Below are 19,976 nucleotides of genomic sequence, written 5' to 3'. Positions count from 1 at the left end.
CCGATACGACAAACGCGACGACAACTTCCTCGCATCCGTCCAGCTAGCCTCAATTCGAATTTGGCTCCGATCTTATGAGTCGGTCACCTAGAGCGCTTTCGCTTTTCTTCGAATCGCGAAAGCGCCCTATCTTTTTGTTTCTTTACGCATTCCAGGCGGAAAACCGCTTCGCACTTTCCTGGATATGCTCAAGAGCACGTCGCGCAAAAGTGCGCGGCGGTTTTGCGATAACGCATGCGAAAAACCAAGGGCCTAAAGCGCAAGGAGCGAATCTGAAAGATCGCGACGCGCTTTAGAATGATCTGGCTAAAACCGGATCGCCGCGCGGGGTCAGGAAAACCGGCCGAGAAGCGCGGCTGCCTGCCTGGCCAATGTCGCGAAGTTCTCGCGGATCCTATTCTGGATCAGCAGGCCGGCATCGGGATATTCTTCGATCAGCCGGTGGAAGAGAGCGCGCGTGATGCGGATCACGTCGGACTCTTCGGCCGCGACGGCCGTATATTTCCGCTCCACCAGCGTCACCAGGGCCAGCTCCGAGAGCATGGTGCCGGCCTGTATCACCGCTTCCACCTGCTTCTCCCCGGCATTGTCTATGGTGCTGAGTTCGAAGCTGCCGCGCGCGACGACATAGGCGCATTCGGCCGGTGACTTCTCCCTGAACAGGGTCTGGCCTTCGGCCACGTGGCGGCGGTCGGCGCCGAAGGCAATCAGCCGCAGCGGCTCATCGCCCATGCCGTGAAACAGCGGCAGTTGCGACAGCAGGCGGATATCGTCGTTCAGCGCCATGTCTGTTCCCTAGGGGATGATCTTGTAGCCGCCGTTTTCCGTGACCAGGATTTCGGCGTTGGAGGGATCGCGTTCGATCTTCTGTCGAAGGCGATAGACGTGGGTTTCGAGCGTGTGGGTGGTGACGCCGGAATTATAGCCCCATACCTCTTCGAGAAGGATATCGCGGGTTACGACCTTCTGGTCGGCGCGATAGAGGTAGCGGATGATGGCGGCTTCCTTCTCCGTGAGGCGGATCTTCTGCCCGTCTTCGGTGGTCAAAAGTTTCTGGCTCGGCTTGAACAGATAGCGGCCGACGGTGAAGGTCGCGTCCTCGCTCTGCTCGTGCTGGCGCAGCTGCGCCCGTATGCGGGCAAGCAGCACGGCGAAGCGGAAGGGCTTGGTCACGTAGTCGTTCGCGCCGGCTTCGAGGCCGAGGATGGTGTCGGAGTCCGTGTCATGGCCCGTCAGCATGATGATCGGCGCCTTGAAGCCGTTCTTGCGCAGCAGCTTCACGGCTTCGCGGCCGTCCATGTCGGGCAGGCCGACATCCATGATCAGGAGATCGACAGGCACGGTACGCGCGGTCTGCACGCCTTTTCCGGCATTCACCTCCTGCAGAACGTTGAATTCCTCGTAAAGCGATAATTGCTCGACCAACATTTCGCGCAGGTCGTTGTCATCGTCCACCAGGAGAATGGTGCGTGCGGTCATGCCGTTCGGATCCTCGTTCTAATCCCTTCTAAGTCCTACGCCAAATTGCATTTTTAGCAAGTCGCGACGCGGCTCAGGCTTGGTGGTTTGGTTGAACCTGCTATGATTTCAAATGAAATCACGTGCAAAGCAAAAACATGTGAGGAAAATGGAAAAGACAAGGGCAGGGGCCAAGCGGGCCGCTTCCACGGTCGTCGTACATCCTGCGCCGGGTAAGAAGACGCGTGCGCTGGTGCGGGTCGGACCGCTAACCGTGCCGGCGGCGATCGGCCGATCCGGGCGCAGCATTTTGAAGCGCGAGGGCGACGGCGCGACACCGATTGGCGATATGAAGCTGCTTTATGGCTTCACTCGCGGCGACCATGTTCGCTTCCTTCGCACCGCCCTGCCGATGCGGCGCATCGGCAGGGATATGCTCTGGTGCGATCAGCCTGACAATGCCAATTACAACAGGCTGGTGAAGGCTCCCTTCACGCCGAGCCACGAGGAAATGCGGCGAGGCGACGGCCTCTATGACATATGCCTGGTGCTTGATTGGAACATCCGCCCGCGACGGCGTCACCGTGGCTCGGCGATCTTCTTCCATCTGATCAAGCCCGGCTACGAGCCGACGGCCGGCTGTGTCGCGGTCAGCCTTCGCGACATGCGGCGCATACTTCCAGTGCTCCGAAAAGGTACGGTGCTTCGGGTTGTCTGAGATGTCGCTTGGGGTTAAAGTCCCAATATTCTCCACTATATAGATTTTCGACCGGCGCTTCCCGCGAGCCAGGCCGGAACCTTTTCTTTCCGGATTTGAATCACGCCTTCACCCCACCATCCATCATCTGGAGACTTATCGTGACCACGCAACCGACAATTACGTTCAACGACGGCAATTCCATTCCGCAGGTCGGCCTCGGTGTCTGGCAGACGCCCGAAAACGTTGCCCCGATGGCGGTCAGCACAGCCTTGAAAGCCGGCTGTCGCCATGTCGATACCGCAGCCATCTATGCAAACGAAGATGGTGTCGGCGAAGGCATGCGCCAGTCCGGCGTCGCCCGCAAGGATATCTTCCTGACCACAAAGCTCTGGAACGAGGCCCAGGGTTTCGATTCCACACTCAAGGCCTTCGATGAAAGCCTGAAGCGGCTCGGTACCGACTATCTCGACCTCTATCTCATTCATTGGCCGTCGCCGCACCGCGACCGCTACCTCGACACCTGGAAGGCCTTCGTGCGCCTCAAGGAAGAAGGCCGCGCCCGCTCGATCGGCGTTTCCAACTTCGCTAAGGAACACCTCGACCGCATCATCGGCGAGACCGGCGTCACGCCCGTCCTCAACCAGATCGAGCTGCACCCGACCTTCCAGCAGAAGGCGCTGCGCGAAGTGCACGACAAGCTCGGCATCAAGACCGAGTCCTGGAGCCCGCTCGGCCAGGGCAAGCTCCTCACCAACGCCGCAATCGGCAAGGTCGCCGCCAAGCATAGCCGCACGCCGGCGCAGGTCATCATCCGCTGGCATATCGAAAACGGCCTGATTGTCATTCCGAAATCGGTCACGCCGAGCCGCATCGAGGAAAATCTCAAGGTTTTCGACTTCAAGCTCGACAGCGACGATCTGGCTGACATCGCCAAGCTCGATTCGGCCGGCGGCCGTATCGGCCCGGATCCAGTGACGGCAACGTTCTGATTCAACTCGCCGGATTGCATTGTACAGGAGGCTCGGAGTGAAAGATCCGAGCCTCCCTTGTATCGAGCAGGCTGCATTGCCCCGGCGTCACGACGCCTGCTCGGAAAGTGCAGTGCGCTTCGCGATGGCGAAACCGGTGAGCGCGACGACGAGTGCCGCGACGATCAGCAGGGCGGCGATCGCGAAGGTGACCTGCATGCCCGTTGCAATGGCCTCGGGGCGGGCCGCGGTGATGCCTGTGGTTCCCGATGCCAGGGTGAAGACCGCGCCCATCACGGATGCGCCGGTGATCAGCCCGAGGTTTCGCGACAGGCTTAGCATGCCGGAGATGACGCCGCGTTGGTCCGGACGGATATTGGTCATGATCGTGGTGTTGTTGGCTGCCTGAAACAGGGCGTAGTTCGCCGTCACAAGGGCAAGCGGCCCGATATACCCGACGACACCGAACCTGCCCTGCATCGCTGCTACCAGGAACAGGCCGATGATCATGGCCACGAGGCCGGTGATGGTCATACGGTGAGCGCCGAAGCGATCGACGATGCGGCCGGCCGGCACGCCCGTCAGCGCCGCCACCAGCGGACCGGCGGACATCACGGCGCCGACATGGGCGGCATCGAGACCGAGCGCGCGGGAGAGATAGAAGGGCCCGACCACCAGCGTCGCCATCATGACGGTCGAGACAAGGGTGCTCATGGCAAGGCCGACGCTCAGCGCCGAATCGCGGAACATCGTGAGGCGCACCAGGGGCGATTTCACTTTCGCCTCGGTAAAGGCGAAGAGCGCGGTGCCGAAGGCTGCGGCCAGCAGCAGGCCGATGTTCAGCATACCGAAGCTGCCATGCCCCATCGTCATGGCGAGCGCATAGGCGGCAAGCGTCAGGGCCAGCAACAGCGTGCCGATCGCATCCGGGCGTCCCTGGCCGACTTTTCGGTTGGGGCGGTCCACTGGCAGGAAGCGTGCGGCGAGAAGGAAATTCGCGATCCCGAGCGGCACATTGACCAGGAAGATGGTTTCCCAGCCGAAGCCGGCAATCAGGACGCCGCCGAGCGACGGGCCGAGCGTGGTTCCGATGGCGGACATGGTGCCGAGCAGGCCCATGGCGCTGCCGGTCCTTTCCTTCGGGACTGTCTCGCCGACCATGGCCACCGTCAGCGCCATCATCATGGCGGCGCCGAGGCCCTGCAAGGCTCTGGCAGCGATCAGCAGCCACAGCGTCGGTGCTATCCCGCAGAAGAGCGAGGCGAGGGTGAAGAGGGCTATTCCGGCGAGCAGCAGTCGGCGGCGACCGACGATATCGCCTAGCCGCCCGACGCTGACGATCAGCGCGGTAATCGCGAGCAGATAAGCAAGCACGATCCACTGCACCTGCTGGAAGGAAGCGCCGAAAGCCTCTGCCAGCGTCGGCAGGCCGACATTGGCGATGCTGGTATCGAGCGAGGGCATCAGCATGGAGAGCGAGAGGCTGGCGAGCGCCCATCGGATCGAAGGTGCGGCTTTCATCCGCCCGGCTTCGGTCTTGTCCGGTCTTTCAATAATTGGCTTCAACATGAGCTCCGTTTCTGGCGACGTTTGAGAAGTCCTGGCAGAAAGGTAGCTCTTTGCCTGATATGGCGGAACGCGCACGATTTGCATCTTATTCGTGCGTTTGACGCTATGCTTCGGCGAAATCGTGTTATGGTCGCGTCATGTCGACGCCCGATCTCAACCTGCTTGTCACTCTCAATGTCCTGCTTGCGGAAGGCAGTGTCGCGCGTGCGGCCCGCCGGTTGGGGCTGAGCCCGTCCGCCATGAGCCGGGCGCTGGCACGCCTGCGAGAGACGACGGGCGATCCGTTGCTGGTCAGGGCCGGCCGCGGGCTTGTGCCGACACCGCGGGCGCTGGAATTGCGCGAGAGCGTCGGCCGGCTCGTGCAGGAGGCGGAGGCGGCCTTGCGGCCATCCGAGACACTCAACCTGAAAGAGCTCGTCCGGATTTTCACATTGCGCACCCGCGAGGGCTTTGTGGAGAATTTCGGCCCCGAGCTGATCGCTCGCATTGCGGAACAGGCGCCCGGTGTGCGGCTCTACTTCACCCAGAAGCTGGACAAGGACAGCACGCCGTTGCGCGACGGTACGATCGATCTCGAGACCGGAGTCGTCGGCGACGATACCGGGCCGGAACTACGAGCGCAGGCCTTGTTCCGGGATCGCTTCATCGGCGTGGTGCGACGCGGCCACCCGCTGAGCGAAGGTGTGATGACGCCGGCGCGCTATGCCGCTGGCCAGCACATCCTCGTCTCCCGGCGCGGCTTGAAGAAGGGGGAGATCGATGAGGCGCTGGAAAGGCTGGGACTGGAGCGGCAGATCGCAACCATTGTCGGCAGCTTTTCGGCGGCGCTGGCTTTGGCCCGCGCTTCCGACCTGATCGTCAGCGTACCGGAACGCTATACGGGCAACCTGCGCGTTGACATGCATAGTTTCGCGTTGCCGGTGCCGACGTCGGATGTGGCGATCTCGCTGCTCTGGCATCCGCGGCTGGACGCCGATCCGGCGCATCGCTGGCTGCGCGGCTGCATTCGCGATGTTTGCGCGGAGCGGCGTGCGGACCTGTCAGCGAGATTCGAAGCTGGCTAAATAATTGCGCAGCAAGCCGTCGAGGGCAGCTCTTTCCTCTTGCGAGAGGGCGGAAACAAGCCGAGCCTGCGTTTCGACATGCGCCGTCACAGCCGCGTCGATGAGCCTGAAACCTTCCGGGGTCAGGGAAATCAGGAAGCTTCGGCCATCATTCGGGTTCTGGCTCCGGGCGACGAGGCCGGCCTTTTCCAGTTGATCGATGCGGTTGGTCATCGTGCCCGATGTCACCATCATCGTATCCATCAGGTCGCTGGGGGAGAGGGTGTAGGGCTCGCCTGAGCGGCGCAGGGTTGCCAGCATATCGAAATTTGCCGCGTTCAGATCGAAGCGCGCAAAGGTCTTCTCCATTTCGCGCGAGAGATGGAGCGTGAGGTTGCGCATGCGCCCGAACAGGCCCATCGCCGCCGTGTCGAGATCGGGCCGCTCGCGGCGCCACTGGTCAAGAATTTTATCGATGCGATCCATGTCGGGATATCGCCACCAATTTATCTTGACGTCAAGATATTTCAGTTTATCTTGAGGTCAAGATAAATTTTGGGGCCAAGGCCATGAACCGCAATGTCGACCTTCTGCTGACAGCCATCGCGCCGGCGATCTGGGGCAGCACCTATCTGGTGACGACGCAGCTCTTGCCTGCCGGCTATCCGCTGACGGTCGCAACGCTGCGTGCCCTGCCTGCCGGGCTGCTGCTGCTCCTTATCGTGCGGCGGCTGCCGCACGGGATCTGGTGGATCAAGTCCCTTGTTCTCGGGGCACTCAATTTCTCGATCTTCTGGTGGCTGCTGTTCATTTCGGCCTATCGGCTGCCCGGCGGCGTGGCCGCTACCGTCGGTGCAGTCCAGCCGCTGATCGTCATCGTGCTGGCGCGGTTGTTGCTCGGCTCGCCGATCCGCAGCCTTTCGATCATCGCCGCCGTTGCGGGTATTGGCGGTGTCGCCCTGCTGATCCTCACGCCGAAGGCAACGCTCGATCCCATCGGGATTGCCGCCGGCGTCGCCGGCGCCTTCTCCATGGCTGGTGGAACCGTGCTCAGCCGCCGCTGGCGGCCGGATGTCTCGCCGCTCACCTTCACGGCGTGGCAGCTGACCGCGGGCGGTGCGTTGCTGCTGCCGTTCGCCCTCTTGCTCGAGCCGCCGCTTCCGCATCTGACCGGGGCCAATATTATCGGCTTTGCCTATCTCGGGCTGATCGGCGCAGCACTCACCTATATTCTCTGGTTTCGCGGCCTCTCGCGGCTTGAGCCATCGGTGGTCTCGCCACTCGGATTCTTGAGCCCGACGACTGCTGTGATCTTGGGGTGGTGGGTGCTCGGCCAGCAACTGAGCCCGATGCAGATCTTCGGCATCGTCGTGGTGCTCGGCAGTGTCTGGCTCAGCCAGCGGGCGCAGCAAGGTCAGCCGGCGGTTCAAACCCCTTCTCCCCGAGAGGAGAAGGTGCGGACAGGCGGATGAGGGGGGGGCCAGACGCACGAAAGCCTATGGATTCGAGACGATTGGCCCCCTCATCCGACTCTTCGGGCCACCTTCTCCCCGAGGGGGAGAAGGGGTGTTCGTGCAGTGACTTCATTTCCCATGCAATTGCCTTACCCACAAACAAAAAGGGCGGCCGTTCGGGCCGCCCTTTGCTATTCATGCTTTAAGCGGATCAGTTCCACTCGCGGATATCGACGAAGTGGCCGGCGATCGCGGCAGCTGCGGCCATGGCCGGGGAGACCAGGTGCGTGCGGCCCTTGAAGCCCTGACGGCCTTCGAAGTTGCGGTTCGACGTCGATGCGCAGCGCTCGCCCGGCTTCAGGCGGTCGTCGTTCATGGCAAGGCACATGGAACAGCCGGGCTCGCGCCAGTCGAAGCCGGCGGCCTTGAAGATCTTGTCGAGGCCTTCGGCTTCCGCCTGCTCCTTCACGAGGCCGGAGCCCGGAACGATCATGGCATCGACGGTGGAAGCCACCGTCTTGCCTTCGACGACCTTGGCGACGGCGCGCAGGTCTTCGATGCGGCCGTTGGTGCAGGAGCCGATGAAGACGCGATCGACGTTGATATCGGTCATCTTCGTGCCCGGCTTCAGGCCCATATAGTCGAGGGCGCGCCACTTGGAGGTGCGCTTGTTCTCGTCCTGGATCTCGTCCGGGTTCGGGACGATGCCCTGGACGGAGACGACGTCTTCCGGCGAGGAGCCCCAGGAGACGATCGGCGGCAGGGCAGCGGCATTAAGCGTGACGATGCGGTCGTAATGCGCACCTTCATCCGATGTCAGCGTCTTCCAGTAGGCGATCGCCTGTTCCAGCGCTTCGCCCTTCGGCGCGCGCGGCTTGCCCTTGATGTATTCGAAGGTGATCTCGTCCGGCGCGATCAGGCCGGCGCGGGCGCCGCCTTCGATCGACATGTTGCAGATGGTCATGCGGCCTTCCATCGACAGCGCGCGAATGGCTTCGCCGGCATATTCGATGACGTAGCCGGTACCGCCGGCGGTGCCGATCTCGCCGATGATGGCGAGGATGATGTCCTTGGCGGTGACGCCTGGTGGCAGCTGGCCATCGACCTGCACCAGCATGTTCTTGGCCTTCTTCTGGATCAGCGTCTGCGTGGCGAGCACATGCTCGACCTCGGAGGTGCCGATGCCGTGCGCGAGCGAGCCGAAGGCACCATGCGTCGACGTGTGGCTATCGCCGCAGACGATGGTCATGCCGGGCAAAGTGAAGCCCTGCTCGGGGCCGATGATGTGGACGATCCCCTGGCGCTTGTCGTTTTCGGAGTAGTATTCCACGCCGAATTCGGCGGCGTTCTTGGCAAGCGCCTCGACCTGGATGCGGCTTTCCTCGTTCTTGATGCCGAGGTGGCGATCCGGCGAGGTCGGAACGTTGTGGTCGACGACAGCAAGCGTCTTTTGCGGCGCGTGGACCTTGCGACCGGTCATGCGCAGGCCTTCGAATGCCTGCGGCGACGTCACCTCATGAACGAGATGGCGGTCGATGTAGAGAAGACAGGTGCCGTCGTCTTGGGCGTCGACGAGATGATCATCCCAGATTTTGTCGTAAAGTGTGCGTGGAGCGCTCATGGCTACAGATCCATATTGGCAATGTCGAAAAAGGGGTGACGGATCAGGACCGCCGGCCTCGGGTGTGATCAGCGAAGTCGGCTGTTGAGCGCGCCCGAAATCATCGCAAAGAAGCGTGCCGGCAGGCGCTTATGGTCCTGCAGCACGAAAGCCGTGACGTAGCGTCCGTCTTTGCTCATGATCCTAGTCATGGCGTTGCTCATATCAATTTTCGCAAGTCTCGGCAATGGTGACGATGGGGTGGCAGGGGGCTGACGTTTGACCGCAGCCGCTAAACCTGCACGTCGGGCGGCTGGCCCACGCTGAGAGGGCGGAAGGCCGACCGGTCCGCACCGGTCCGCCGGCGCATCCAGGATTCCAGCTGCCGCAGGAGCAGGGAGAGGCCGATCGTCAGCAGCAGATAGATGAAGGCGAGGATCGACAGCGTTTCGAAATAGCGGAAGTTGGCCGAGTAGTAGAGCTTGGCGAGCTGGCTGATGTCGGCGACCCCGAGCACGGAAACCAGCGAGCTGTCCTTGACCATGGCGATGAAGTCGTTCGACAACGGCGGCAGGATGACGCGGATCGCCTGCGGGAATATGACGAGCCGGAAGCGCTGGAAGCGCGTGAGCCCCAGCGCCTTCGCCGCCTCTATCTGGCCCTGGTCGACCGCCTGGATGCCGGCGCGGAAAATCTCGGCGATGAAGGAGGAATAACCGATCATCAGCGCGATGATGGTGCGCCAGACGAACGGCACATCACGTACGACAAGCGGGCTCGTCAAGCCGGTGGAGATCAGCGGGGACGTCACGACATTGTAGATGGCCACGAAGGCCGGCGTGCCGACGAAGGCGATATAGGCGAGCAGCACCAGCATCGGAATGCCGCGCACAATCTCGATGTAGAAGCGGGCGATCTGCCTGAGCACGATGAAGTCCGACAGGCCGAGCAAAGCGAGCCCGAGGCCGAAGAGCATGGCGAGCGTGAAGGCCACCAGCGTCACGAAGATCGTGACGCCGACGCCATTGAGCAGAAGGGAGAAGATCTGGGCGTAGAGGCCGTTCGCCGCGATTGCGATGGAGACGACGATGCCGAGAACGGCGAGTGCGACCAACCACCAGGGAAAGTCATCCTTGCCTTGGTGCCCGCCCGGGCCTGCGAGCAGGGCCATCAGAGCGGGCTTCCCATATGTCGATCTAGGGAGTTCATTGGCCCATCTTGTAATCGAGGAACCACTTCTTGTTCAGCGCCTCGAGCGTGCCGTCAGCCTTCAGGCTGGCAATGGCGGCATTGACCGGAGCGACGAGATCGGAGCCCTTCTGGAAGATGAAGCCGAAATCCTCGGAGCCGAGCGGGCCGCCGATCAGCTTCAGGCCGCCGTTGGAGGCGTCGACATAGCCCTTGCCGGCGGTGCCGTCGGTCAGCACCAGATCGACGTCGCCGGTCTTCAGTGCCTGTACGGTCGCGCCGAAGGTTTCGAAGGTCTTGATGCGCGGGTTCTGCTCGTTGCCGTCGAGAACTTCGTAGACGGCGGTGTAGAAGGGGGTCGTGCCCGGCTGCGCGCCGATCAGGCCTTCCTTGAGGGCGGCGAAGCTCTTGGCGTCGGTGAAGCGCTTCTCGTCGCCACGCACCAGCATGAACTGCTCGGAGCGCATGTAGGGATCGGAGAAGTCGACCTTCTGCTTGCGGTCTTCCTTGATGGTAATGCCGGTCATGCCGATGTTGTACTGGCCTTCCGAGACGGCCTGGATCATCGCGTCCCAGCTGGTGTTCTGGTACTCGACCTTGAAGTTCAAACGCTTGGCGATTTCGTTCATCGCGTCATATTCCCAGCCGATCGCCTTGCCGGATTTGGCATCGACGAATTGCAGCGGCGGGTAGGCGTTCTCGGTGACGACGACGACAGTCTTGCCTTTGAGATCAGGCAGGTCGGCGGCGAAGGACGCGAAAGGTGCAAGCACGAGGGCGCTGAGGCCCAGTAGGAACGAACGACGGAATGCCATGGAAATCTCCCCGATTAGCGCGCGGAAAAGTGTCATATTTGGAAAGCAGATGGCAAGGCCGTTGCCATGGCCGCGAGCGTAAAAGCGGAAAAGTAACTCTAAAATAAGCGGTTCGCGGCGGAATTTTCTTTCTGCCAAGCTGTCTTCGGCAGGCAGCAAAAAGGCGACCCGAAGGCCGCCTTTAAGCGTAGCGATCCGGATGGATCGAAATTTACTCGGCTGCCGGCTCTGCGGCGGTAGCTGCTGCATCGGCGGCTGCCTTTGCTTCGGCTGCTGCTTTTGCTTCAGCGGCTTCGGCGGCTGCCTTCTCGGCTGCGAGAGCCTGGGCTGCTGCAACCTTCTCGGCTTCGATACGAGCCTTCTCATCGGCGAAAGCCTGACGCTCGGCGTCGTTGAGCTTGCGGGCGCGAGTGCCGGTGTTCTCGACGATACGAGCAGCCTTGCCGCGCAGGTCGCGCAGGTAGTAGAGCTTGGCGCGACGGACCTTACCGCGGCGAACGATTTCGACGCTTTCGATCATCGGCGAGTAAACCGGGAATACGCGCTCGACGCCTTCGCCGTAGGAGATCTTGCGGACTGTGAAGTTTTCGTGCAGGCCGCCGCCGGAGCGAGCGATGCAGACGCCTTCATAGGCCTGAACGCGGGTACGGTTGCCTTCCGTGACCTTCACGTTGACGCGGACGGTGTCGCCGGCGGAAAATTCGGGAAGCGTGCGCTTGGCTTCGATCTTGGCGGCCTGTTCGGCTTCCAACTGCTGAATGATGTTCATAGTATCAACCTCGTTGTTGCTTCAACAGCCAGAGCGCCCTGAGCGATCTATCCTTGGTCGGACCCTGAAGGTCTCGCCTCGGATATATGCCTGTGAAGGCAGGGGCGAATACGTCTGCTTTTCTTTGGTGGTTGATGGGAAATTTCCCATGCCCGGCGCGCACATATCCTATTGTCACAGCTTTGTCACCCCTTGGCGGCGAATTTGTTGCAGCGCAAGCGGCTTTCAATGACGGTTTGTGGTCCGCCGCCACCCCGAATTCTGTTCAGGCTTTCTTCGGTTTTTTCCGCGTCGATATATTCAGTGCCGCTGCCGCACGAACGAGCGCCTTCAGCGCCTCCTCATCGATATCTTCGTTCTCCCGGATATCGATGGCCCGTCTCGTATTGCCATCGAGGCTGGAGTTGAAGAGGCCTGACGGGTCCTCCAGCGAAGCGCCCTTGGCGAAGGTCAATTTCACGACACTCTTGTAAGTCTCGCCGGTGCAGATGATCCCGCCGTCCGACCAGACGGGAACGCCCCGCCATTTCCATTCCTCGACCACATCGGGATCGGCCTGTTTGATAAGGGTTCGGACTCGAGCGAGCGTCTGGCCCCGCCAATCGTCCAGTTCCTTAATTCTCCCGTCTATGAGATTAGAGGCAGAGGCTCCCTGCTCGTCCTCCGTCGCGCCGCTTTTTGCCATCCTGTGCGTCCTCCCCGCCGCTGTCGTTCCATCGCCCGTTGCGTTTTATCGCTGGATATCATTTGGCACTATCGAAATCGACCTCAACGGCGGTATCCTACCGTCCGCAAGGCTGTGAGGACCGGCCCCAGCCCCGAACGTCGGCGCAGCATATCCCTGCTTGCTCAAGTCCCGAAGCGATCCTGACGAGGCCATCGGAATTCTTGAATGGCATTCGGCCGATTCCCCTTAGTGGCGAACGGCGGTTGATCTAACTCGTCAACTTGCCGCCGCCCGGTTTCCCGATGCTATTTCCTTGCCTTCTCTTCCAGCAGATCCGGCCGGCGTTGCCGCGTCAGCTCTTCGGCCTGTTCTCTCAGCCATTTGGTGATGGCGGCGTGGTTGCCCGACGTGAGCACGGCGGGGATCTCGCGGTCTTCCCAGATCTGCGGGCGGGTATAGTGAGGGTGTTCCAACAGGCCGCCCTCAAAGCTTTCGTGCAGGCCGGAAAGGTCGTTGCCCATGACGCCGGGCAGGATGCGAACGATGGCGTCTAACAGGATGAGTGCCGCCGGCTCGCCGCCGGACAGGATGTAGTCGCCGATCGACACTTCTTCCAGGTCGCGCCCGTCGATCACCCGCTGGTCGACGCCTTCGAAGCGGCCGCAGACGATGATGACGCCGTCGCCACTTGCAAGCTCGCGCACGCGCTTCTGCGTCAGCGGTGCGCCGCGCGGGCTCATCAGCAGGCGCGGGCGGCTGTCGTTTTCGCTGGCATGGTCGATGGCGCGGGCAAGCACGTCCGGCTTCAACACCATGCCGGCGCCGCCGCCGGCGGGCGTGTCATCCACGGTGCGGTGCTTGTCGGTGGTGAAATCGCGGATCTGGACGGTGTCCAGCGCCCATTGGCCGCGCTCCATCGCCTTGCCGGCAAGGGACGTGCCGAGATGGCCGGGAAACATCTCCGGATAAAGCGTCAGAATGGTCGCCCGAAAACTCATGGCGCAGTCACTTCCAAATGAGGATTATTTCTTCGTCTTGCCTTCTGGCTTCGGCGGTTTCGGCGGCTTGCCGACAAGGTCTTCCGGATTGTCGATCAGGCCAGCGGCCATTGGATCGATCAGGATCTTGCCGCCTTCGAGATCGATTTCGAGCACGGCCGTTTCGGAGAAGGGGATCAGGACCGGACGCTTGCCCGGGCCTTTCAGCTCCAGAAGGTCGCCGGCGCCGAAATCATAGACGCCGCTGACCGTGCCGTAGCCGGTGCCCTTGTCGTCGACGGCTTCGAGCCCTTCGAGGTCGGTGTAGAAGAATTCGTCATCGTCGAGCTCGTCATCCGGCAGGTTGTCGCGCTCGATATAGAGCTCCAACCCGTTCAGCGCCTCGGCGGCGTCACGGTCATTGACGCCCCGGAAGCGTACCACCACCACGTTCTTGGCCTCACGGATTTCCAGCACCTCGAAGCTGCGGCCGTCCATGCTGTGCAGGTGGCCGTAGTCGCCAAGCGCCGCGGGGTCAGACGTATAGGCCCGCGCGCGCACCTCGCCCTTGAGGCCCTGTGCCGCGCCGATTGTCGCCATCAATACCGGGTTTTGCAGTTTCGTCATGGTCTCTTCGCCGATTGCCGGATCACTGCATAATTCCTTAAATCGGAATCGATTTAAGGAATTATGCAGCAGATCTAAAGTGCTTCAACGACCTTTGCGCGTCACATGTGACGCGCGGCGCTGTAGTTGCGTTCTCTCATAAGATGAACATTCCCCGATGGGAAATAAAAAACGGGCGGCATGTCGCCATGCCGCCCGTTTTTCGATGATTACGAGGGCCGATTATTCGGCAGCGGCGGCGTCAGCAGCCTTCTGTGCCTTTTCGGCAGCGCGCTCCTGAGCCTTCTTGCCCGGCTTTGCCTTTACCGGGTTGCTCTTGACGTCGCGCGTGGCAACGCCGGCTTCGGCGAGGAAGCGCAGAACGCGGTCGGTCGGCTGGGCGCCGTTGTCGAGCCAATGCTTGATGCGGTCGGCGTCGAGTTCAACGCGCTTGGCGTCATCCTTGGCGAGCATCGGGTTCCAGGAACCGACCTTCTCCAGGAAGCGGCCATCGCGCGGCGAACGGGCGTCGGCGACAACAACGTGGTAGTACGGGCGCTTCTTGGAACCACCGCGGGCGAGACGAATTTTCAATGCCATGTTTCTTACTCCTTAGGCTTTTTGTGACCGCTTGATTTTGGCGGCGTGTTTATTTGCTGTTGCTGTTTTTGTGTGTCGCATGATCTCTTCCGAAACCCGCTTCACACATTTCGGGATCATGCTTTGAGATCGGCGGCGATCTGCTCATGATGCCGGATGACTTCCTTGATGACGAAGTTCAGGAACTTCTCGGCGAAATCCGGGTCCAGATTGGCGTCCTTTGCCAGGCGGCGCAGGCGTTCGATCTGGAATTCCTCGCGCGCCGGGTCGGCCGGCGGCAGATTGTACTTGGCCTTCAGCACGCCGACCTCTTTGGTGCAGCGAAAGCGTTCGGCCAGCATGTGCACCAGTGCGGCATCGATATTGTCGATCGACTGGCGGTAGTTGCCCAATTGGGCCTTGACGTCTGGATCAATCATGGGGGTCAACGATCCTTTTCACTTCTTCTTCGGCAAACCGGGCAGGCCTGGGAATCCACCGCCGAGGCCCGGCAGCTTGGCGCCGCCCAGACCAGGCAATCCACCACCGCCAAGGCCGGGCATGCCGCCGGGACGGCCGAGGCCTGCGGCCTCCGCCTGCTTCTGCAAGGCTTCGAGCTGCTTGGGGTCCATGTTCGACAGGTCGGGCATGCCGCCCATGCCGCCACCGCCGAGACCCATCTTGCCGGCGAGGCCACCCATCAGCTGCTTCATCATGCCGCCCTTGCCCTTGCCGCCCATCATCTTCATCATGTCCGCCATCTGGCGGTGCATCTTCAGAAGCTTGTTGATGTCGGAGGCGTCGGTGCCGGAGCCGCTAGCGATGCGCTTCTTGCGGGAATGTTTCAGGAGGTCCGGATTGGCGCGCTCGGCCTTGGTCATCGAGGAGATGATGGCGAGCTGGCGGCCGAAAAGCTTGTCGTTGAGGCCGGCGGCGGCCATCTTGTCCTTCATGCCGGCCATGCCCGGCATCATGCCCATGATGCCGCCCATTCCGCCCATCTTCTGCATCTGGCTGAGCTGATCGGCAAGGTCGTTCAGGTCGAACTTGCCCTTGGCCATCTTGGCGGCCATGGCGGCGGCCTTTTCGGCGTCGATATTCTCAGCCGCCTTCTCGACCAGCGAGACGATGTCGCCCATGCCGAGGATGCGGTCGGCGATGCGGCGGGGATGGAATTCTTCCAGCTCGCCCATCTTTTCGCCGACGCCGATCAGCTTGATCGGCTTGCCTGTCACGGCGCGCATCGAAAGGGCGGCACCGCCACGGCCGTCGCCGTCCATGCGGGTCAGCACCAGGCCGGTGATGCCGACGCGGTCGTCGAAATTGCGGGCGAGATTGACGGCGTCCTGACCGGTCAAGCTGTCGGCGACCAGCAGGATTTCGTGCGGGTTCGACCGCTTCTTGATATCCGCCATCTCGACCATGAGCGGCTCGTCGATATGCGTGCGGCCGGCGGTATCGAGGATGACGACGTCATGGCCGCCGAGCTTGGCGGCCTGCACCGCGCGCGCGGCAATATCGGTCGGCGACTGGCCGGCGATAATGGGAAGCGTATCGATGTTGGCCTGGACGCCGAGCTGGCGCAGCTGTTCCTGCGCTGCAGGACGCCGAGTGTCGAGCGAGGCCATCAGGACCTTCTTGCGGTCGCGGCTCGTCAGGCGGTGGGCGATCTTCGCCGATGTGGTGGTCTTGCCCGAGCCCTGCAGACCGACCATCATGACGACGACCGGGGCGGGCGCGTTAAGGTCGATGCCCACGCCTTCGCCGCCGAGCATTTCGATCAGCTCGTCATGGACGATCTTGACGACCATCTGGCCGGGCTTGATCGACTTCAGGATCCCGGCGCCAACGGCCTTCTCGCGGACGCGGTCGGTAAAGGAGCGCACGACATCAAGCGCCACGTCGGCTTCGAGAAGCGCGCGGCGAACCTCGCGGAGTGCTGCGGAAACATCAGCTTCCGAAAGCGCGCCGCGGCCTGTCAGTCCATTCAGAATGGAACCAAGACGGTCCTGGAGGTTTTCAAACATCAATTCTTCCTTATCGATCGCTTTGGGCTTTAGATTTGCGCCTATTCCTTATCTTCCTCGGCTTTGCCTCGAAAGGGAGATGCGCGGATCCTCGCCCGAAAACGTCGTGCTTTTCCATGACGAAAACAAGACGCAAAGCCAAAAAGCACCCGAGGGCGCGTCGCGCTGTCGGGTGTTGACCTCCGGGATCTCTTTATACCTTTATGGGTCCCGGTCGGTGGCTCGGAGGCTTGTGCTCGTCGCAGATTGCGGGCGATAAACAGGAAAAGGCCGCCAAAGTCAACCCGAGGCGGTGGAAATGCCTGGGATGCATGCCCAATATCGCTATATGAACGTCGTTTTACCGCCAATACACTCCTCTAGTTATTGTATTGATCCCCGCCAAATCATGTTTCCCCGAGACAGAACTGAATGAACGATGCAGCCCTGACCAATCTTCTTGCCGCGTGCCGCAGCTATGCCGGCGGCCGGGTCGACGCGCGGTTCAACGCCGCGGCGCAGGCCTTCTATGCCGACGCCAAGGTGCAGCCGAAAATCGTCTCGCGGGCGGCGCGCGAGTTGCGCAGCCTGCCGCCTCCCGGTGCCGCGATCCTGGCGAATATGCTGGGTACCGTGGTCGAGACCGGGGGTTCGGTGGAGCGTAGCGGTCCCGCCGTGTTGGAGCTTTTTACGACCTGGCTGCCGCAGATCCATCGCGGCTTTGCCGGCCGCAAGGAGCTGAGCCCGCGGCAACAGCAGCTGCTCGAAGCTTTCCAGTTGCTCGGTCAGTCGGTCGTCTCGCACCTCGCGGCGATGCCGAAGGAGCGTGCGCTTGCCGCCGGTGATACCAGCCTGATGGCGCAGCTCGCCGAGCTGCAGGATTATACGCCGGGTGCGGCTTGGGTGCGCCATATGCTTCTGAGCCGCAGCGACCTCTTGCTTGTCCTGCATGTGCCGAGCCGTCGAGGCTTCCGCCTGCGCTATGAGAATATCGTCAACTGCTTTCATCTCTTCACGCTGATCCAGGCGGCTTTCGGAGAGACCCTGCCAGGCGGCCGCTCGCCAAACAGGTTCATCATCGACATGGCGCGTTGCGTAACCGTGGTGGAAGACGGTAACGACGAGCCATGGTGGCGCTATGAAACGGTGCAACCTAATCAGTCTGGCACTGTGGGGATATCGGGCGAGGCATCTGTCGATACCATCACGCGCATCGATGGCACGCAGGTCATCCTGCTTTCGCCCCCTGTCGAAGGTGCTGCGCTGTGGGACACGAGCTTCTTTACGCCGCAGCTTTTCGTTATGCCGGCCAATGTCGTGCTTGAGCGAACGCTGACGGCGCGCGAGGTCGAGGAGTGGCTGGCGAAGGCTGGCTTGCCTGGCGAAGGGGAAATGATGGGCGAGCAAGGAGTGGACAAGCCATGACAAGCGCATCCGGCTCCGGCAAGAAAAAGAACCCCTATTATCAAGGCCCGGCTTCCGACCATTTCGATGGTCTGCGCTTCTTCAATCCCGGCGGTGTCGGGCCGGGAAGTCCGCTTGATCTGCTGAAATGGCAGTTCGCGGGCGGCCGGGTGCGCTGGCCCAATCCGGTCATCAGCGCCTTTCCCTCGGCAAAGCCAGACCGGCATGTGTTCGGCGATCAAATGCGGGTGACCATGGTCGGGCATGCGTCGATGCTGGTGCAGATCGCCGGCCTGAACATGCTGACGGATCCGGTCTGGTCCGAACGCGTCAGTCCGTTCCGCTCGATCGGGCCGAAACGCGTGGTGCCGCCCGGCATCCGCTTCGAGGATCTGCCGCCCATCGACCTCGTGCTGGTCTCGCACAACCACTATGACCACCTCGATCTCGTCACGCTGGCGAGCCTGCAGGCGCGCCAGCGGCCGAAGATCGTTACGCCGCTCGGCAACGATACGATTATCCGCCGGGCCGTGCCCGACGCCGAAATCGTCGTGGTCGATTGGGGCGATCGCATCGCTGTCAATGGCGGGGTGACCATCGATGTCGAGCCCTGCCATCACTGGTCGGCGCGGGGCATGGGCGACCGGCGCATGGCCCTTTGGGCCGCTTTCGTGCTGACGACGCCGGCTGGCAGGATCTACCATGTCGGCGACACAGGCTTTCACGATGGCATCAACTATGAGGCTGTCAGGCAGAAACATGGCGGCTTCCGCCTCGCCATTCTGCCTTTCGGCGCCTATGAGCCGCGCTGGTTCATGAAGGGCCAGCACCAGAACCCTGTAGAGGCGGTCAAGGGCATGAAGCTCTGCAACGCCGCTTATGTCGCCGGGCATCATTTCGCGACCTTCCAGCTGACGGACGAGGGGATCGATGAGCCCGTTCACGCGTTGGATGCGGCGCTGAAGGCCGAAGGCGTGGAGCCGGACCGGTTTCGACCGCTGAGGGCGGGGGAAGTGTTCGACGTGCCGGTCGTTTAACGGATCGCGCCTGCGCGAAGCGAAAACCCCTCCTCCCCGTAGGGCAATTGCATATGGAGCATGCTAGCGCCGTAAGCTCCTTCTCCCCAAGGGGAGAAGGGGTTGTGTGCAGAAGCCCTGTGGCTGCGGAGCTTACTGGGTGATCTCCGGCTCTACCAGTTTCGCCAGATTGATCAGCGATTCCTGCCAGCCGAGATAGCAAGCCTCCGGCGGGATAACGTCCGGTATGCCCGCCTGGGTGATGTTTACCTCGGTTCCGACCAGCACCTTCTTCAAGGTGACGGTCACGTCCATTTGGCCCGGCAGGTTGGGGTCATCGAACCTGTCGGTGTAACGCAGGCGTTCGCCGGGAATGAGCTCGACATATTCGCCTCCGAAGGCATGGCTTTTGCCCGTCGTAAAGTTGCGGAACGACATCTTGAACGTACCGCCGGCTGTCGGTTCGAAGTGATGCACGCTGCAGGTAAAGCCATTGGGGGGAAGCCACTTGGCGAGCGCGTCCGCTTCGAGGAATGCGCGATAGACCTTTTCCGGGCTGGTTGCCAGGACGCGGTGCAGGCGAATGGTATTCGGCATGGTCATGATCCTTCTGAATTGACGGAGTGGACGATCCTAGGACGAGCAAACCTTCTGCAATCCGACACTGGAGCAAATTTTGTCGAAATAAATCGCGCTAGGCTCAGCGCCGCAAGGTCTTTTGCCGAGATCAGGCAGAGAGCCGCCTTATCCGCCATGGCGATGCCGTCCCTGCGAGCAGGCGGGATATTGGATGTACGGGTTTGTGGGAGAAACAGTCTCTGCGTTCCGCCATGTCCGGATATGCGCGATTTCAAACTATCATTGCGCCACGAGGGTGCGACCTCATCGTGCGAGAAGCCGGCAAGAAGGTGGGTACTGTTTGCATGCAGGGCTTCACGGGCGGCTGGAAGTCGCCTTCGCGGCCTCCGTCTACGACACCAGAGAGCTTCGGCCGTCCTTGGAGTCCGGTGTGCGGCGGCGGCCGAGCTGTCCCACCTGGGAACCGAGCTGACGCTGATGCATCTGAGAAATCACATGACGGATCGCAAGCAAACCACATCGGTCGCATAGAGCAGGATCGCGGGACAGCTTTGTCGCTTCTCTGTCGAGGTTGAAGC

21 protein-coding genes and 1 pseudogene are annotated in these 19,976 nt (G+C 61.7%); 7 read left to right on the top strand and 15 right to left on the bottom strand.

The genetic code is table 11. The annotated features are described in order from the left end of the window. Positions 1 to 91, top strand: a pseudogene (locus tag FHT28_RS24980) (IS5/IS1182 family transposase); the annotation flags it as partial. Between the two features lie 239 nt (positions 92 to 330). Here FHT28_RS24980 and FHT28_RS24975 read toward each other — a convergent pair. Together FHT28_RS24975 and FHT28_RS24970 are read right to left on the bottom strand one after the other, a co-directional pair. Beyond that, positions 331 to 786, bottom strand: coding sequence for a cyclic nucleotide-binding domain-containing protein (locus FHT28_RS24975; protein ID WP_047553727.1), 456 nt, complete (start codon positions 784 to 786; stop codon positions 331 to 333). Between the two features lie 9 nt (positions 787 to 795). Continuing rightward, the gene (locus FHT28_RS24970) at positions 796 to 1,479 is read right to left on the bottom strand and encodes a response regulator transcription factor (RefSeq protein WP_034509100.1); all 684 of its coding nucleotides are present in this window, start codon (positions 1,477 to 1,479) and stop codon (positions 796 to 798) included. Positions 1,480 to 1,627: 148 nt separating this feature from the next. On the opposite strand from FHT28_RS24970, the gene FHT28_RS24965 reads away from it, so the two are divergent. Together FHT28_RS24965 and FHT28_RS24960 are read left to right on the top strand one after the other, a co-directional pair. Beyond that, the gene (locus FHT28_RS24965; RefSeq protein ID WP_168597613.1) at positions 1,628 to 2,176 is read left to right on the top strand and encodes a L,D-transpeptidase family protein; all 549 of its coding nucleotides are present in this window, start codon (positions 1,628 to 1,630) and stop codon (positions 2,174 to 2,176) included. 140 nt (positions 2,177 to 2,316) lie between these two features. Continuing rightward, positions 2,317 to 3,147, top strand: coding sequence for an aldo/keto reductase (locus FHT28_RS24960; RefSeq protein WP_168597612.1), 831 nt, complete (start codon positions 2,317 to 2,319; stop codon positions 3,145 to 3,147). An 87-nt stretch (positions 3,148 to 3,234) separates the two neighbouring features. Here FHT28_RS24960 and FHT28_RS24955 read toward each other — a convergent pair whose 3' ends face one another. Further along, the gene (locus FHT28_RS24955; protein WP_210255853.1) at positions 3,235 to 4,695 is read right to left on the bottom strand and encodes an MFS transporter; all 1,461 of its coding nucleotides are present in this window, start codon (positions 4,693 to 4,695) and stop codon (positions 3,235 to 3,237) included. A 137-nt stretch (positions 4,696 to 4,832) separates the two neighbouring features. Here FHT28_RS24955 and FHT28_RS24950 point away from each other — a divergent pair, with 137 nt between their 5' ends. Further along, entirely contained in the window at positions 4,833 to 5,759 is a 927-nt protein-coding gene (locus FHT28_RS24950; protein ID WP_168597611.1) for a LysR family transcriptional regulator, read from the top strand. Here FHT28_RS24950 and FHT28_RS24945 read toward each other — a convergent pair. Further along, positions 5,736 to 6,224 carry a MarR family transcriptional regulator gene (locus tag FHT28_RS24945; RefSeq protein WP_037196892.1) on the bottom strand — a complete coding sequence of 163 codons (489 nt, stop codon included), beginning with the start codon at positions 6,222 to 6,224 and terminating at the stop codon, positions 5,736 to 5,738. The genes FHT28_RS24950 and FHT28_RS24945 overlap by 24 nt on opposite strands. Positions 6,225 to 6,307: 83 nt before the next feature. Here FHT28_RS24945 and FHT28_RS24940 point away from each other — a divergent pair, with 83 nt between their 5' ends. Continuing rightward, a complete protein-coding gene (locus FHT28_RS24940) occupies positions 6,308 to 7,210 on the top strand; it encodes an EamA family transporter (RefSeq protein WP_168597610.1) in 903 nt (300 codons plus the stop codon). Positions 7,211 to 7,403: 193 nt separating this feature from the next. Here the strand turns inward: FHT28_RS24940 and leuC are convergent, their stop codons facing one another. From leuC to ffh, 10 genes are all read right to left on the bottom strand, one after another. Further along, positions 7,404 to 8,813: a 3-isopropylmalate dehydratase large subunit gene (leuC, locus tag FHT28_RS24935; protein WP_037196890.1), complete on the bottom strand. Its 1,410-nt coding sequence runs from the start codon at positions 8,811 to 8,813 to the stop codon at positions 7,404 to 7,406. 271 nt (positions 8,814 to 9,084) lie between these two features. Next, complete coding sequence (locus FHT28_RS24930) at positions 9,085 to 9,963, bottom strand: amino acid ABC transporter permease (RefSeq protein WP_047637770.1); 879 nt, start codon at positions 9,961 to 9,963, stop codon at positions 9,085 to 9,087. Positions 9,964 to 9,997: 34 nt separating this feature from the next. Continuing rightward, positions 9,998 to 10,795, bottom strand: a complete 798-nt coding sequence (locus FHT28_RS24925; protein WP_047637951.1) for a basic amino acid ABC transporter substrate-binding protein — start codon at positions 10,793 to 10,795, stop codon at positions 9,998 to 10,000. Positions 10,796 to 11,006: 211 nt separating this feature from the next. Beyond that, the gene (gene rplS, locus FHT28_RS24920) at positions 11,007 to 11,564 is read right to left on the bottom strand and encodes a 50S ribosomal protein L19 (protein ID WP_168597609.1); all 558 of its coding nucleotides are present in this window, start codon (positions 11,562 to 11,564) and stop codon (positions 11,007 to 11,009) included. Positions 11,565 to 11,829: 265 nt separating this feature from the next. Beyond that, positions 11,830 to 12,249 (bottom strand): DUF1801 domain-containing protein, encoded by a 420-nt coding sequence (locus tag FHT28_RS24915; RefSeq protein ID WP_037196886.1) that lies wholly within the window; start codon positions 12,247 to 12,249, stop codon positions 11,830 to 11,832. A gap of 287 nt (positions 12,250 to 12,536) precedes the next feature. Beyond that, positions 12,537 to 13,229, bottom strand: coding sequence for a tRNA (guanosine(37)-N1)-methyltransferase TrmD (gene trmD / locus FHT28_RS24910; RefSeq protein WP_168597608.1), 693 nt, complete (start codon positions 13,227 to 13,229; stop codon positions 12,537 to 12,539). Between the two features lie 24 nt (positions 13,230 to 13,253). After that, a complete protein-coding gene (rimM, locus tag FHT28_RS24905; RefSeq protein ID WP_037196884.1) occupies positions 13,254 to 13,835 on the bottom strand; it encodes a ribosome maturation factor RimM in 582 nt (193 codons plus the stop codon). Positions 13,836 to 14,057: 222 nt separating this feature from the next. Then, a complete protein-coding gene (gene rpsP, locus FHT28_RS24900; RefSeq protein ID WP_037196883.1) occupies positions 14,058 to 14,414 on the bottom strand; it encodes a 30S ribosomal protein S16 in 357 nt (118 codons plus the stop codon). Between the two features lie 116 nt (positions 14,415 to 14,530). Beyond that, positions 14,531 to 14,833, bottom strand: coding sequence for a chorismate mutase (locus FHT28_RS24895; RefSeq protein WP_034509068.1), 303 nt, complete (start codon positions 14,831 to 14,833; stop codon positions 14,531 to 14,533). A gap of 18 nt (positions 14,834 to 14,851) precedes the next feature. After that, positions 14,852 to 16,420, bottom strand: a complete 1,569-nt coding sequence (gene ffh / locus FHT28_RS24890; RefSeq protein WP_047637777.1) for a signal recognition particle protein — start codon at positions 16,418 to 16,420, stop codon at positions 14,852 to 14,854. 411 nt (positions 16,421 to 16,831) lie between these two features. Here ffh and FHT28_RS24885 point away from each other — a divergent pair, with 411 nt between their 5' ends. Together FHT28_RS24885 and FHT28_RS24880 are read left to right on the top strand one after the other, a co-directional pair. Further along, positions 16,832 to 17,824, top strand: a complete 993-nt coding sequence (locus FHT28_RS24885) for a hypothetical protein (RefSeq protein ID WP_168597607.1) — start codon at positions 16,832 to 16,834, stop codon at positions 17,822 to 17,824. Further along, on the top strand, positions 17,821 to 18,840 hold the full coding sequence (locus FHT28_RS24880; protein WP_092573175.1) for an MBL fold metallo-hydrolase: 1,020 nt from the start codon (positions 17,821 to 17,823) through the stop codon (positions 18,838 to 18,840). Before FHT28_RS24885 ends, FHT28_RS24880 begins: the two co-directional genes overlap by 4 nt. Positions 18,841 to 18,972: 132 nt before the next feature. Here FHT28_RS24880 and FHT28_RS24875 read toward each other — a convergent pair whose 3' ends face one another. Next, positions 18,973 to 19,416, bottom strand: coding sequence for an SRPBCC family protein (locus FHT28_RS24875; protein ID WP_168597606.1), 444 nt, complete (start codon positions 19,414 to 19,416; stop codon positions 18,973 to 18,975). Between the last annotated feature and the right edge of the window lie 560 nt (positions 19,417 to 19,976).

Source organism: Rhizobium sp. SG570 (genome assembly GCF_012275345.1).
Taxonomy (GTDB): Bacteria; Pseudomonadota; Alphaproteobacteria; order Rhizobiales; family Rhizobiaceae; genus Rhizobium; species Rhizobium lusitanum.
This window is presented reverse-complemented; position numbering and strand designations above follow the sequence as displayed.

What these genes read in the sequence shown, in the direction of transcription:
- FHT28_RS24975 (WP_047553727.1), bottom strand. Translation starts at nt 786, where the DNA reads ATGGCGCTGAACGACGATATCCGCCTGCTGTCGCAACTGCCGCTGTTT.
- FHT28_RS24970 (WP_034509100.1), bottom strand. Translation starts at nt 1,479, where the DNA reads ATGACCGCACGCACCATTCTCCTGGTGGACGATGACAACGACCTGCGC.
- FHT28_RS24965 (WP_168597613.1), top strand. Translation starts at nt 1,628, where the DNA reads ATGGAAAAGACAAGGGCAGGGGCCAAGCGGGCCGCTTCCACGGTCGTC.
- FHT28_RS24955 (WP_210255853.1), bottom strand. Translation starts at nt 4,695, where the DNA reads ATGTTGAAGCCAATTATTGAAAGACCGGACAAGACCGAAGCCGGGCGG.
- FHT28_RS24950 (WP_168597611.1), top strand. Translation starts at nt 4,833, where the DNA reads ATGTCGACGCCCGATCTCAACCTGCTTGTCACTCTCAATGTCCTGCTT.
- FHT28_RS24945 (WP_037196892.1), bottom strand. Translation starts at nt 6,224, where the DNA reads ATGGATCGCATCGATAAAATTCTTGACCAGTGGCGCCGCGAGCGGCCC.
- FHT28_RS24940 (WP_168597610.1), top strand. Translation starts at nt 6,308, where the DNA reads ATGAACCGCAATGTCGACCTTCTGCTGACAGCCATCGCGCCGGCGATC.
- leuC (WP_037196890.1), bottom strand. Translation starts at nt 8,813, where the DNA reads ATGAGCGCTCCACGCACACTTTACGACAAAATCTGGGATGATCATCTC.
- FHT28_RS24930 (WP_047637770.1), bottom strand. Translation starts at nt 9,963, where the DNA reads ATGGCCCTGCTCGCAGGCCCGGGCGGGCACCAAGGCAAGGATGACTTT.
- FHT28_RS24925 (WP_047637951.1), bottom strand. Translation starts at nt 10,795, where the DNA reads ATGGCATTCCGTCGTTCGTTCCTACTGGGCCTCAGCGCCCTCGTGCTT.
- rplS (WP_168597609.1), bottom strand. Translation starts at nt 11,564, where the DNA reads ATGAACATCATTCAGCAGTTGGAAGCCGAACAGGCCGCCAAGATCGAA.
- FHT28_RS24915 (WP_037196886.1), bottom strand. Translation starts at nt 12,249, where the DNA reads ATGGCAAAAAGCGGCGCGACGGAGGACGAGCAGGGAGCCTCTGCCTCT.
- trmD (WP_168597608.1), bottom strand. Translation starts at nt 13,229, where the DNA reads ATGAGTTTTCGGGCGACCATTCTGACGCTTTATCCGGAGATGTTTCCC.
- rimM (WP_037196884.1), bottom strand. Translation starts at nt 13,835, where the DNA reads ATGACGAAACTGCAAAACCCGGTATTGATGGCGACAATCGGCGCGGCA.
- rpsP (WP_037196883.1), bottom strand. Translation starts at nt 14,414, where the DNA reads ATGGCATTGAAAATTCGTCTCGCCCGCGGTGGTTCCAAGAAGCGCCCG.
- FHT28_RS24895 (WP_034509068.1), bottom strand. Translation starts at nt 14,833, where the DNA reads ATGATTGATCCAGACGTCAAGGCCCAATTGGGCAACTACCGCCAGTCG.
- ffh (WP_047637777.1), bottom strand. Translation starts at nt 16,420, where the DNA reads ATGTTTGAAAACCTCCAGGACCGTCTTGGTTCCATTCTGAATGGACTG.
- FHT28_RS24885 (WP_168597607.1), top strand. Translation starts at nt 16,832, where the DNA reads ATGAACGATGCAGCCCTGACCAATCTTCTTGCCGCGTGCCGCAGCTAT.
- FHT28_RS24880 (WP_092573175.1), top strand. Translation starts at nt 17,821, where the DNA reads ATGACAAGCGCATCCGGCTCCGGCAAGAAAAAGAACCCCTATTATCAA.
- FHT28_RS24875 (WP_168597606.1), bottom strand. Translation starts at nt 19,416, where the DNA reads ATGCCGAATACCATTCGCCTGCACCGCGTCCTGGCAACCAGCCCGGAA.